Here is a 12,479-nt window from a genome sequence, read left to right on the forward strand (position 1 = left end):
CGTTGCGGGCTCGTGACCCTGGCCGGGTGGGGCCGTGACCGCGAGGCGTAGGTTCTCGCCCGTGACGGGGGCGGTCGGACGGTGGCGCGGGCTGGCCGCTGACACCCGGCCGCTGAAGGTCCCCGACTTCCGGCGGTTGTGGACCGCCAACATCATCACCGTCATCGGCGCCCAGCTGACGGTCGTGGCGGTGCCGGCCCAGATCTACGCCGACACCGGCTCCTCGGCGTACGTCGGGCTGACCGGGGTCTTCGGCCTGGTGCCCCTCGTCGTCTTCGGCCTGTACGGCGGTGCGCTGGCCGACGTGTTCGACCGCCGCACGATCCTGCTGGTCACGACCATCGGCCTGATCGTGACCAGCGGCCTGTTCGCCGCACAGGCGTTCGCCGGCTCGACGAACGTCTGGCTGCTGCTGTCGCTGTTCGCGGTGCAGCAGGCGTTCTTCGCGGTCAACCAACCCACCCGCAGCGCGTTGCTGCCCCGGCTGGTCCCCGCCGCGCTGCTCCCGGCGGCCAACTCGCTGAACATGACCGTCATGCAGGCCGGTGCGATCGCCGGCCCGCTGGTGGCCGGCATCCTCATCCCGTTCACCGGGTTCGGCTGGCTCTACGCGCTCGACACCGTCTCGCTGCTGGCCACGGTCTGGGCGGTGGTGCGGCTGCCGTCGCTGCGCATCGAGGGCGTGGCCGCGGTCGTGCCCGGCGTGCGGGCGGTCGTCGACGGCTTCGCCTACCTGCGCCACCAGCCGGTGCTGCTGATGTCCTTCGTCGTCGACATCATCGCGATGGTCTTCGGGATGCCGCGCGCGCTGTTCCCCGAGATCGCGCACCTCGACTTCGGCGGCCCCTCGGAGGGCGGGCTGACCTTCGCGCTGCTCTTCGCCGGCATCCCGGCGGGCGCGGTCGTAGGCGGCGTGCTCAGCGGCTGGGTCTCGCGGATCGTGCGGCAGGGCCTGGCCGTCGTCGTGTGCATCGTGGTGTGGGGCGTGGCGATGGCGGGGTTCGGCGTCGCGGTGCTGCTGGCCGACGCCGGTGGTGCCGGCTGGCAGCGGGCGATGCTGGTGACCGCGCTGCTGATGCTGGTCGTCGGCGGTGCGGCCGACATGGCCTCGGCGGCGTTCCGGTCCTCGATGCTGCAGAGCGCGGCGGCCGACGAGGTCCGGGGCCGGCTGCAGGGGGTCTTCATCGTCGTGGTCGCCGGTGGCCCGCGAGTCGCCGACGTGGCGCACGGGGCGACCGCGGCGGCGGTCGGTGCCGGCGCAGCCGCGGCCGGCGGTGGCGTGCTGGTGGTGGTCGGTGTGGTGGTGGCGGCGCTGGTGGTGCCGTCGTTCGTGCGCTACCGGGTCACCGCCGCGACCCGCTGACGCGTGGTGGGCGGTGAGCCCTCAACCGGTTCCCCGAGCGGGACGGTTGACCACTCACCGCTCCCGGGCGGCGCCCCGCCCCCGGCGGTGAGCCCTCAACCGAGCGGCCGGCCGAACAGGTTGACCACTCACCGCCCCCCGGCGTCAGCCGGCGAGCGCGACCGCCACCGCCGCGCCGTACGCCGCGTTGGCCCGCACCAGCGCGATGTTGGTGGCCAGCGACGACCCGCCGGTCAGCTCGACGATGCGTCCGAGCAGGTAGGGCGTGGTCGCCTTGCCGGTGATGCCCAGCGCGTCCATGTCGGCCAGGGCCTGCTCGATCACGCCGCCGATCTCCTCGGCGGGGATCTCGTCCTCGGCCGGCACGGGGTGGGCGAGCGCGACGCCGCAGTCGAGCCCGAGGTCCCACGTCGCGCGCGCCACCGCAGCCGCCTGGGCCGCGCCGTCCACACGCATCGGTGCCGCGAACCCGCTGCTGCGCGAGTAGAACGACGGGAACTCGTCGGCCCCCTCCACCAGCACCGGCACCCCGAGGGTCTCCAGCACCTCCAGGGTCAGCCCGATGTCGAGGATCGACTTCACCCCGGCGCTGATGACCGCGACCGGGGTGCGCGAGAGCTCGGTGAGGTCGGCCGAGAGGTCCATGGAGGTCTCCGCGCCCCGGTGCACGCCGCCCAGGCCGCCGGTCACGAAGACCTCGATGCCGGCCATCGCCGCCAGCCGCATCGTCGCGGCGACGGTGGTCGCGCCGTGCAGGCCGCGCGCGGCGACGTACGGCAGGTCGCGGACGCTGGCCTTGACCACGTCGGGGTGGCTCGCGAGCAGCTCGAGGTCGTCCTCACCCAGGCCCACCCGCGGCCGGCCGTCGAGCACGGCGATGGTCGCGGGGACCGCGCCCCCGGCCCGCACGACCGACTCGACCTCCAGGGCCATGGCCACGTTGTCGGGGTAGGGCATGCCGTGGCTGATGATCGTCGACTCCAGCGCGACGACCGGTCGGCCCTCGCGCAGCGCGGTGGCGACCTCGTCGGTCACGGTCAGCATCGGGTGGATCGGGGCGGCGGTCATCGGGCCAGCATCTCCCCCAGGTCGGGACGGACGGTCAGCGGGGAGGCGACGGTCAGCGCCGCCGCTTCGTGGGCGTACGCCGCAGCCTCGGCGTGCCCCTGTCCCGCCAGCACCGCGTGGCACCACGCCGCCAGCATGGCGTCACCGGCGCCGGTGACGTCGACGACCGCGGTCTCGGGGGCCGCGAGCTCGACCGCCCCGGCGCCGTCGGCCGTGTGCAGGACCGACCCCGACGCCCCTCGCCTCTCCCACACGAGGCCGACGCCGCGCGCGAGCAGCGCGGGGACCCCGCCGAGCGCCGCCAGCTCCCCGTGGCTCGGCGTCACGGCCAGCAGGTCACGCACCTGCGCCGCGAGCCGCGCCGCCTTGGGCACGCTCACCGGGTCCACCACCACCGGCACGCCGTGGGCGGCCGCGAGGTCCCGGGCGGCGGCGAAGGTCTCGACGGGCAGGTTCCCGTCGAGCACGAGCATCCCGGCACCGGCCACCACCGACTCGGCGGCCCGCACGTCCTCGGGGGTGAGGGCATCGGCCGCCGCCATGTCGGCGACCCCGGCCACGAGCTCACCGTGGTGGTCGAGCAGCGCGGTGTAGGAGCCGGTCGGACCGGGGCGGCACCGCACGTGCGTCACGTCCACGCCGGCCGCCGACGTCGCGTCGAGCACGAGCCGCCCCAGGTCGTCGTCGCCGACGACCCCCAGCAGGGCCACCGGGCGACCCAGGTGCGCGAGGTTCTCGGCCACGTTGCGTCCGACGCCGCCGGGGGTGAGCGTGGCGGTGCCCGGGTTGGAGGTGCCCGGCACGAGCGGGGCGGTGGTGCGGGCCTTGAGGTCGGCGTTGATGCCGCCGACGACGACCACGCGGGCGTCCGGGGGCGCGGGTGGCCGCGTCACGGGCGCCCCACGAACGGCACCGTCGCCGGCCGCCGGACGTAGGGACCGGGCGCCCACCGGACGCCGGCGGGGTCGACCTCGAAGTCCGGGTACGCCGCGAGCAGCTCCTCCAGCGCCACCCGGCCCTGGAGACGGGCCGCGGCCGCCCCCAGGCAGTGGTGGCTGCCCTGGGAGAAGGTGAGGATCTGGGTCGGGCGCCGGCCGACGTCCAGCGAGCCGGCGTCGGGGCCGTAGCGGCGCGGGTCGCGGTTGCCGGCGGCGTACAGGAGGAGGACCTTGCGGCCCGCCGGGATCGTCACGCCGTGCAGCTCGACGTCGCGGGTGGTGGTGCGGGCCAGCCCCTGGACCGGGGAGGTCAGCCGCAGCAGCTCCTCCAGCGCCACCTCGACCGGCACCTCGCCGGAGGTGAGCCGGGCGCGTTGGGTGGGCTCGGCCGCCAGCAGCTGCACCGCCCCGCCGAGCAGGCCGGTGGTGGTGTCGTTGCCGCCGGTGACCATCGTGAACACGTAGCCGAGGACCGCCACCAGGCCGTCCTGGTCGTCGGCGCGGCCCGCGGCGACGAGGTGGGCCACCGTGTCGGCACCCGGGTCGGCCGGCGGCTCACGGCGCCGCCGCTCCACGAGGGCGGCGAAGTAGGCCAGCATCTCCCCGGCCGCGTCGGCGGCGGTCAGCGCGTCGCCGGAGCCGCCGGCCGCGACGATCGCCTCCGTCCACCCGTCGAAGGCGACCCGGTCCTCGGCGGGCACGCCGAGGTAGTGGGCGACCACCATGCTCGGCAGCGGCTTGAACACCGCCTCCACGACGTCCCCGCCGTCGGCCAGGGCGGGCAGCCGCTCGCGCACGAAGGCGCGGACCTCCGGCTCGAGGTCGGCGACCTGGCGCGGGGTGAAGCCTCGTGCGACCAGCTTGCGGAACGCCGTGTGCGCGGGCGGGTCCTGCATCACCAGCGGCGGCTCTGCCAGGCCGATGGCCTCGATCTCGCCGTACGCCGTCGTCAGGCCCTGTGCCGAGGAGAACGTCTGCGTGTCCACCGCTGCCGCGAGGACGTCGGCGTGCCGGGAGAGGACGTAGAAGTCCCGGTGCGGCTGCTCGGCCGGCACGACGTGGTGGACGGGGTCGTGCTCGCGCAGCGCGGCGTACTCGCCCCACGGGTCCGCCCACGTGTCGGCTCCGCGAGGGCTCCAGGTCACCGTCCCGATGCTCATGGCGGTCACGCTGACCCAGCCCGCGGGCCCTGTCCAGTGCGGGTCTCGTGCCGGGACCAGCGATGAGTCCGGATGTCGGTGGCGGTCAGTAGCGTCGTGACGGCATCCTCGTCGATGCCCTGCCGCAGCTCCGCTCCCTTTCCCTCGACCCCCTGAGGACGCGATGACCGACATGATCACGGCCACCGGCCTGGTGAAGCGCTACAAGGAGGTCGAGGCCCTGGCCGGGCTCGACCTCTCCGTGCCCGAGGGCACGGTGTTGGCCCTGCTCGGCCCCAACGGCGCCGGCAAGACCACGGCCGTGCGGGTCCTGACGACGCTGCTCAAGCCCGACGCCGGCTCGGCCGTCGTGGCCGGCGTCGACATCCTGGCCGACCCCGACGGGGTGCGCTCGCGGATCGGCCTCTCGGGCCAGTACGCCGCGGTCGACGAGCACCTCACCGGCTTCGAGAACCTCGAGATGGTCGGCCGGCTCTACGGGATGGGCCGCACCCGTGCCCGTGCGCGGGCACGCGAGCTGCTGGAGCGATTCGACCTCGCCGACGCCGGCGACCGGCCCTCCAAGACCTACTCCGGCGGCATGCGCCGGCGCCTGGACCTGGCCGGTGCGCTGGTGGCGGCCCCGCCGGTGCTGGTGCTCGACGAGCCCACGACCGGTCTCGACCCGCGCAGCCGGGTGCAGATGTGGGACGTCATCCGTGAGCTGGTCTCCTCGGGCGCCACGCTGCTGCTCACCACGCAGTACCTCGAGGAGGCCGACCGGCTCGCCGACGACATCCTGGTCATCGACCACGGCCGGGCGATCGCACGCGGCACCGCCGACCAGCTCAAGGCCCAGACCGGGGGCGAGCGGGTCGAGGTCGTGCTGGCCGACCCCGGCGACCGCGACCGGGTCCGCTCGCTGCTGGGCGAGGTGGCCACCGGGGAGGTCGGCGTCGGGGAGAACGGTCGCGAGCTCACGGCCGCCGTCGACGGGGGCGTCAGCTCCCTGCGCCGGGTGCTGGAGGTCCTCGAGCGCGACGCCGTCCCCGTCCTCGACATCGGGCTGCGTCGCCCGACCCTCGACGACGTGTTCCTCAGCCTGACCGGCCACGCCACCGAGGCGGGCGACCCCGACAGCCCCACCGCCGACTCCGACCCTGCCGAGGTGACCCGATGAGCACGCCCGTCCCGACCCTGGAGCAGTCCCGCCCGACCGGCGTGGTCCGCGCGCTGACCGACGGCTGGGTCGTCGCCCGGCGCAACCTGATCAAGATCAAGCGGGTTCCCGAGGTGCTCGTCTTCGTGCTCGTCAGCCCGATCATGTTCGTGCTGCTCTTCGCCTTCGTCTTCGGTGGCGCGATCGACACCGGCGGTGTGGGCTACCGCGAGTTCCTGATCGCCGGCATCTTCGCCCAGACGGTGGTCTTCGGGGCCACGTTCACCGGCGCCGGCCTGGCCGAGGACATGCAGAAGGGCATCATCGACCGCTTCCGCTCGCTGCCGATGTCGCAGGCGGCCGTCCTGGTCGGGCGCACGACCTCCGACGTCGTCTACAACGTGCTGAGCCTGGCGATCATGGCCCTGACAGGGCTGCTGGTGGGCTGGCGCATCCGCGAGGGGTTCCTCGACGCGGTGCTCGGCTTCGCGCTGCTGCTGCTCTTCGCCTACGCCGTGAGCTGGGTGATGGCGTGGGTCGGGCTGATGGTGCCCAGCGTGGAGGTCATCAACAACGCCTCGTTCATCGTGATCATGCCGTTGACCTTCGTCTCCAACGCGTTCGTGCCGCTGGAGTCCTTCGACGGGTTCCTGCGCACGCTCGTGGAGTGGAACCCGGTCTCGGCGCTGACCCAGGCCAGCCGCGAGCTGTTCGGCAACGTCGACCCGCGCGGCGCGGTGCCCGAGGCCTGGTCGATGCAGCACCCGGTGCTCTACACCCTGCTGTGGGTGGCGATCATCCTGGCCGTCTTCGTCCCGCTCTCGGTGCGTCGCTACCGGCTCTCGGCCGGCGTCAAGTAGTCCGCACGGTCGCTGCGGCGAGACCCGCCGGTGGCTCAGGTGACCCAGAGGTCCGGGTGCTCCTCGATCCATCGGCGGGCGTCGCGGTGCCCCAGCGCGGCGGCGGCGTCGAAGAAGTCGCGGTCGAAGAGCAGGTAGGACAACAGCTCGCCCTGCAGCGGGCTGTCGCTGCCCAGCAGCCGGTGGACGAGCTGCAGGTCGGGGTCCGCGGCGGTGCCGAGCAGGGTCCGGTGGTTGCGGTCGAAGACCTCCATGGCCGCCGCCGCCAGCTCGTCACCGCGGTCGGGGGCGACCGCCACGTGCGGCACCACCCGCCGCTCGCGCCCGCCCTCCTCGGCGCGGAGCCGGTGCAGCACCTCGGCGACCGCCGGTTCCTGCAGCAGCCGGTTGGTCTGCTGCAACCGCCGCAGGTCGTGGCGCATGGGGTCGTCCATGACCGCTCCGAGCAACGTGGCGACACCGTCCCCGAGGTCGACGGCCTCCCGGTCCGCGGCACGGTCGGGGGCCGGGGCGCGCAGGCTGCCGGTGCCGACGGCGACGACGTGGGTGGCACCGAGCTCCAGCGCGGGCACCAACGGGTGCCGGCGGCGGGTGGCCCCGTCGACGTACCACCCGGCGGCCTCCTGGGGGTCGTGCACCTCGACGGAGGGGAACAGCGCGGGGATCGCCGCGGAGGCCAGCAGGTGCTCGACGCCCAGGGTGGTCTCGACGTAGCGGCGGTGCTGACCCGGCTCCGGGCGCGGCAGCTGCGCGCCGCGCCCCTCGGTGAACATCGTGACCTGGCCGGTGCGCACGGTCGTCGCGGTCACCGCCACCGCGTCAAGGGTGCCCTGCCGCAGGTGGCGGTGCACGGCCTCCCAGTCCAGGGCCCGGCCCAGGGTGTCGCGGAGCGGGTCGGTGCCGAAGAGCCCCCGCAGCCGGAACCAGCTCAGGCCCAGGGTCTCCGAGGCGTACCTCGCCAGCACCTCCGGCACCTGGCGCCACAGCGGGGTGATGACCGCCGGCTTGGTCACCCGGCCCAGCAGGTCGCGCAGCGCCGCGGTCTGCTCCACCGCCGGCCGGTCGGCCACCCCGGCGAGCCCACCGCAGATCAGGGCGCCGGCACTGGTGCCGATCAGCACCCGCGGCCGGTGCCCGCGCTCCTCGAGGGCCGGGAGCAGCACCTCCAGGGCGCCCACCTGGTACGCCGATCGGGCGCCCCCGGCGTCGAGGACCAGGGCGACGGACTCGTCTCTCGGGGCAGCCATGACCTCGACCCTGCCCAGGTGGTCGGTCGTGGCTGCTCACCCGACCGTGGGGGACCCACCCGCCGGGGGTCCCGTGCCCGCGGGACCTCCGTCCCTACCCCCCGGGTGGACGGCGGCGCAGCGTGGGGACATGAGCACCACCGACCACGACACCCGTGACACGACCGCCGACACGTCCCGCGCGACGACCCCCGGCACGGCACCCTCCACGGGCCGCGTCGACCCGCCGGACACCCTCGTGCGGCTCCTCTCCGAGGAGGAGTGCTGGGAGCTGCTCGAGGACCACGAGCTCGGGCGTATCGGGTACCGCCTCGTGGACGAGGTCCACGTGGTTCCCGTCAACTACGCGGTCGTCGACCGCACCCTGCTGATCCGCACCGATGCCGGCAACAAGCTGCTGGCCGCGGCGCTGGAGTCCGACGTGGCGCTGGAGATCGACTCCGTCGAGTCGCTCGCCGACGCCCGACGGGTGGCCTGGTCGGTGCTGGTGCGCGGCCACGCGCGGGTCCTCGGCGAGGACGAGGCACGCCGCTACGACGACCTGCCGCTGGTGCCGTGGGTGGCCACGCCCAAGTGGGAGGTCGTCGCGATCGTGCCCGAGGCCGTCACCGGACGCCGCTTCCAGCTCGTGCCCGCCTGAGCCGCCCCCGGGTCGCGGCCGACCCGAGCCGACCGTCCCGACGCGGGTCTCAGGCGTCGTGGATGGGCTCGGCCGGCAGCCGCTTCGGCTTGCGCATCCGCTTGCGGCGGTTGGGGATCATCGAGCGCATCTCCTCCAGCTTGCCGAAGCACAGCAGCCGGTCGCCCGCCTCGAGCACGTGGCGGGCGTTGGGGTTGGGGATGACCTGGGTGCCCCGGTGCAGGGTGAGCGCGGTGATGTCGCGCTCGCGCAGCCCGGAGTCGCCCAGGCTCTTGCCGACCATCTCGGAGGCCTCGAAAACGAGGATCTCGGCCACGCCGTACCCGGTCGAGACGGTGAGCCGTTGGCGCACGTCGATCTCGGGGAAGGCGACCTGGTTGTCGATGTAGTCGATGATCGCGCCCGCCACGTCGAGGTCGGTGGCGCGCTCGATGCCCTCCAGACCGGGTGAGGAGTTGACCTCCATCACCAGCGGGCCGTCGAGACCCTCGAGCATGTCCACGCCGGCGACGCGCAGGCCCATGATCTGCGCGGAGCGCACCGCCGCCCGCTCGAAGGCGGGGTCGAGCTCCACCGGCTCGACCGAGCCGCCGCGGTGCACGTTGGAGCGGAACTCGTCACCCTTGGCGACCCGTCGCATCGCGGCGACGACGCGGTCGCCCACGACGAGGGCCCGGATGTCGCGGCCCTTGGACTCCTTGACGAAGCGCTGGATGAGGACGTTCTGCTTGGTCGACTGCAGCGTCTCGATGATCGCCTCGGCGACCTTGATCTCCGGCGCCAGGATCACCCCGATGCCCTGGGTGCCCTCCAGCAGCTTGATGACCACCGGGGCGCCACCGACCCGCTCGATCGCCGGGATCACGTCGCCGCGGCCCTGGACGAACGTGGTGGCCGGCATCCCGATCTGGTGGCGGGAGAGGATCTGGGTGGCCCGCAGCTTGTCGCGGCTGTTGGAGATCCCCCACGAGGTGTTGGGCGTGTAGACGTCCATCTGCTCGAACTGGCGCACCACGGCGGTGCCGAAGTAGGTGATCGAGTTGCCGATGCGCGGCAGGATCGCGTCGTAGTGCGAGAGCTGCTTGCCGCGGAACTGCAGGTCGGGCTCGTCCCCGGAGAGGTCGATCCCGAAGCGCAGCGTGTTGAGCACCTTGACGGTGTGGCCCCGGTCCAGGGCGGCGGTGCGCAGGCGCTGCGTACTGTACGAGCGGGGCGCACGGGACAGGATCGCTAGTTTCATGACCACCCGAGTGTGAGTGCCGGACGTGTGGACCACCATGTGCCCGACGGTGCCGAGCGACGGAGAGGACGAGCCAGCGTGCCAGCAGAGCCGACGGGCGACCAGCCCCCCGTCCCTTCCTACACCCTCGCGGGTTGGCGCGAGTGGGTGAGCCTGCCGGGGATCGGCGTGCCGTGGGTGAAGGCCAAGCTCGACACCGGGGCGCGCACCAGCGCGATCCACGCCTTCGACCTGGTCGAGGAGCGGGTCGACGGAGAGCGCTGGGTGAGCTTCTCCATCCATCCCTGGCAGGGCACCGACGAGGACGCCGTCACGGCCCGTTGCCCGGTCGTCGACGTGCGCGAGGTGCGCTCGTCGTCGGGGCACGCCGAGGAGCGGTACGTGGTGCCGATGGAGGTCACCCTGCTCGAGCGCACGGTGACGGCTGAGATGACGTTGTCGCGACGAGACGAGATGGGGTTCCGCATGCTGGTGGGGCGCGAGGCGCTGCGGCAGGGGTTCGCCGTCGACCCGGGACGCTCCTACCTCGGGCCGCGCCCGCCCCTCGCCGTACGTCGTCGCAACCGGGGGCGGTGAGCGGTGCCCCGCGACTCCTTCGAGGTCGGCCCGGTGCGGGTCCGTGCCGGGCGCAAGCAGGCGCTGGCGCTGCCGATCACGCGCCTGGTGACCGGCGCCGACGTCGACCTGCCGATCCGCGTCGTGCACGGTCGCCACGAGGGTCCGACGGTGTGGATCGACGCCGCCATCCACGGCGACGAGGCCGTCGGGGTCGAGGTGGTGCGCCAGGTGCTCGCCGACCTCGACGCCAAGAAGCTGCGCGGCACGCTGATCGCGGTGCCCATCGTCAACGTGCTCGGCTTCATGAACGGCGACCGCTACCTGCCCGACCGCCGCGACCTCAACCGGTCCTTCCCGGGCTCGCGCCGCGGCTCGCTGGCGGCCCGGATCGCGCACCTGATGATGACCGAGGTGGTCGCCAAGTGCGAGGTCGGCATCGATCTCCACACCGGCTCGGACCGCCGTACCAACCTGCCCCAGATCCGCGCCGACCTCGAGGACGAGCGCACCCGCGAGCTGTCGCTGGCCTTCGGCGCGCCGGTGATGATGCACGCCCGGTTGCGCGACGGCTCGCTGCGCGCCGCGGCCCGCGAGGCGGGTGCCAAGGTGCTGCTCTACGAGGCCGGGGAGGCCTGGCGCATGGACGGCTGGGCCGTCGACGCCGGCGTCCGCGGCGTACGACGCGTGCTGGCCCACCTCGGGATGATCGACCCGCCCGAGGAGGACCCGCCCGCCCCGACGCTGGAGTCGTGGCGCTCGGGCTGGGTCCGCGCCCGCGGCACCGGCATGCTCCACCTGGAGGCCGAGCTCGGCCAGCGGGTCGCCAAGGGCGAGCGGCTGGGTGGCCTCTTCGACTCCTTCGGCAAGCGGGTGCGGCTCGTGCACGCCGACCGCGACGGCATCGTCGTCGGCCGCACCGAGGCGCCCCTGGTGTCCTCCGGCGACGCGGTGGTCCACCTCGCCGAGGTGCTGGAGTCACCCGCCCAGGCCGTCGAGTCCGAGCCGCACCCCGACTCCGTCGAGGAGACCGACGAGGCCTGAGCGCCTGACCGGTGGTCGAGCAGCCGGGCCGGTGGTCGAGCAGCGAGCGCCAGCGAGCGGGCGTCGAGACCTCCGGCCCCCCACGCCCGGGCTCAGCGCCAGCCGAGCGCCGGTGCCAGGTGGGTCATCACCGACTCCAGCACGTGGGCGTTGTAGTCCACGCCGAGCTGGTTGGGCACGGTGAGCAGCAACGTGTCCGCCGCGCGGACGGCCTCGTCGGCGGCGAGCTCCTCGACCAGGCGGTCCGGCTCGCCGGCGTAGGTCTTGCCGAAGCGCGCGATGCCGCCGTCGATGTGCCCGACCTGGTCTCGGCTCTGCGACTGGGTGCCGAAGTAGGCATGGTCACGCTCGTCGACGAGGGGGAAGATGCTGCGGCTCACGCTGACCCGCGGCGTGCGCTGGTGACCGGCGGCCTCCCAGGCCTTGCGGAACATCTCGATCTGCTCGGCCTGCAGCTCGTGGAACGGTACGCCGGTGTCCTCGGTCAGCAGCGTGGAGCTCATCAGGTTCATGCCCTGCTCGGCGGCCCACTCCCCGGTCGACCGCGAGCCGGCGCCCCACCAGATCCGGTCGCGCAGACCCTCCGAGTGCGGCTCGATGCGCAGCAGGCCGGGTGGGTTCGGGAACATCGGCCGTGGGCTCGGCTCGGCGAACCCCTTGCCGGTCAGCACGTCGAGCAGCACCGAGGTGTGCTGGCGCGCCATCGCGGCGTGGTCGCCGTCGACCGGCTCGTAGCCGAAGTAGCGGTAGCCGTCGACGACCTGCTCCGGTGAACCGCGGCTGATGCCGAGCTGGAGCCGACCGCCACTGATGAGGTCGGCGGCGCCGGCGTCCTCGGCCATGTAGAGCGGGTTCTCGTAGCGCATGTCGATGACACCCGTGCCGATCTCGATGCGGCTGGTGCGCGCGCCGACCGCCGCGAGCAGCGGGAAGGGCGAGGCCAGCTGCCGGGCGAAGTGGTGCACCCGGAAGTAGGCGCCGTCCACGCCGAGCTCCTCGGCCGCGACCGCGAGGTCGATCGACTGGAGCAGCACGTCGGAGGCCGAGCGGGCCGCCGAGTGCGGGGAGGGGGTCCAGTGCCCGAAGGACAGGAAGCCGATCTTCTTGGTCATGCCCCGACAACACTGGTTGAAGACTTGATCTTCCCGCGGTGGCCGCTGCCGGGGACGTCATGCGGACGGGACGTCCGCTGCTGCTGGACGGATGACGTCCCCCCGGTCCCGTGC

General features: G+C 73.6%; 12 protein-coding genes. 6 read left to right on the forward strand and 6 right to left on the reverse strand.

All coding sequences use genetic code 11. The features are described from left to right. Window positions 1-61: 61 nt before the first annotated feature. Window positions 62-1,363, forward strand: coding sequence for an MFS transporter (locus BKA05_RS17675; protein WP_179532601.1), 1,302 nt, complete (start codon window positions 62-64; stop codon window positions 1,361-1,363). A gap of 144 nt (window positions 1,364-1,507) precedes the next feature. Here BKA05_RS17675 and BKA05_RS17680 read toward each other — a convergent pair whose 3' ends face one another. From BKA05_RS17680 to BKA05_RS17690, 3 genes are read right to left on the reverse strand one after another with little or no spacing between them, the layout of a single operon-like run. After that, entirely contained in the window at window positions 1,508-2,431 is a 924-nt protein-coding gene (locus BKA05_RS17680; protein WP_179532602.1) for a pseudouridine-5'-phosphate glycosidase, read from the reverse strand. Next, window positions 2,428-3,324, reverse strand: a complete 897-nt coding sequence (locus tag BKA05_RS17685) for a PfkB family carbohydrate kinase (protein WP_179532603.1) — start codon at window positions 3,322-3,324, stop codon at window positions 2,428-2,430. Before BKA05_RS17685 ends, BKA05_RS17680 begins: the two co-directional genes overlap by 4 nt. Next, window positions 3,321-4,529 carry a cytochrome P450 gene (locus BKA05_RS17690; protein WP_179532604.1) on the reverse strand — a complete coding sequence of 403 codons (1,209 nt, stop codon included), beginning with the start codon at window positions 4,527-4,529 and terminating at the stop codon, window positions 3,321-3,323. Before BKA05_RS17690 ends, BKA05_RS17685 begins: the two co-directional genes overlap by 4 nt. A 163-nt stretch (window positions 4,530-4,692) precedes the next feature. Here BKA05_RS17690 and BKA05_RS17695 point away from each other — a divergent pair, with 163 nt between their 5' ends. Both BKA05_RS17695 and BKA05_RS17700 read left to right on the forward strand, forming a co-directional pair. Beyond that, window positions 4,693-5,688, forward strand: a complete 996-nt coding sequence (locus BKA05_RS17695) for an ATP-binding cassette domain-containing protein (protein ID WP_179532605.1) — start codon at window positions 4,693-4,695, stop codon at window positions 5,686-5,688. Further along, a complete protein-coding gene (locus BKA05_RS17700) occupies window positions 5,685-6,527 on the forward strand; it encodes an ABC transporter permease (protein WP_179532606.1) in 843 nt (280 codons plus the stop codon). The genes BKA05_RS17695 and BKA05_RS17700 overlap by 4 nt, the downstream gene beginning before the upstream one ends. A 35-nt stretch (window positions 6,528-6,562) precedes the next feature. On the opposite strand, the gene BKA05_RS17705 is transcribed toward BKA05_RS17700, so the two are convergent. Beyond that, window positions 6,563-7,774, reverse strand: a complete 1,212-nt coding sequence (locus BKA05_RS17705; RefSeq protein ID WP_179532607.1) for a patatin-like phospholipase family protein — start codon at window positions 7,772-7,774, stop codon at window positions 6,563-6,565. A gap of 130 nt (window positions 7,775-7,904) precedes the next feature. Between BKA05_RS17705 and BKA05_RS17710 the strand changes: the two genes are divergently transcribed. Further along, window positions 7,905-8,414, forward strand: a complete 510-nt coding sequence (locus tag BKA05_RS17710; RefSeq protein WP_179532608.1) for a pyridoxamine 5'-phosphate oxidase family protein — start codon at window positions 7,905-7,907, stop codon at window positions 8,412-8,414. Between the two features lie 49 nt (window positions 8,415-8,463). Here the strand turns inward: BKA05_RS17710 and BKA05_RS17715 are convergent, their stop codons facing one another. Continuing rightward, the gene (locus BKA05_RS17715; protein WP_179532609.1) at window positions 8,464-9,654 is read right to left on the reverse strand and encodes a RimK family alpha-L-glutamate ligase; all 1,191 of its coding nucleotides are present in this window, start codon (window positions 9,652-9,654) and stop codon (window positions 8,464-8,466) included. 78 nt (window positions 9,655-9,732) lie between these two features. On the opposite strand from BKA05_RS17715, the gene BKA05_RS17720 reads away from it, so the two are divergent. Next, the gene (locus BKA05_RS17720) at window positions 9,733-10,230 is read left to right on the forward strand and encodes a putative ATP-dependent zinc protease (protein WP_179532610.1); all 498 of its coding nucleotides are present in this window, start codon (window positions 9,733-9,735) and stop codon (window positions 10,228-10,230) included. Between the two features lie 3 nt (window positions 10,231-10,233). Then, entirely contained in the window at window positions 10,234-11,253 is a 1,020-nt protein-coding gene (locus BKA05_RS17725) for a succinylglutamate desuccinylase/aspartoacylase domain-containing protein (RefSeq protein ID WP_179532611.1), read from the forward strand. Between the two features lie 92 nt (window positions 11,254-11,345). Here the strand turns inward: BKA05_RS17725 and BKA05_RS17730 are convergent, their stop codons facing one another. Then, a complete protein-coding gene (locus BKA05_RS17730; protein ID WP_179532612.1) occupies window positions 11,346-12,365 on the reverse strand; it encodes an LLM class flavin-dependent oxidoreductase in 1,020 nt (339 codons plus the stop codon). Window positions 12,366-12,479 lie beyond the last annotated feature (114 nt).

Source organism: Nocardioides marinus, from assembly GCF_013408145.1.
Lineage (GTDB): Bacteria > Actinomycetota > Actinomycetes > Propionibacteriales > Nocardioidaceae > Nocardioides > Nocardioides marinus.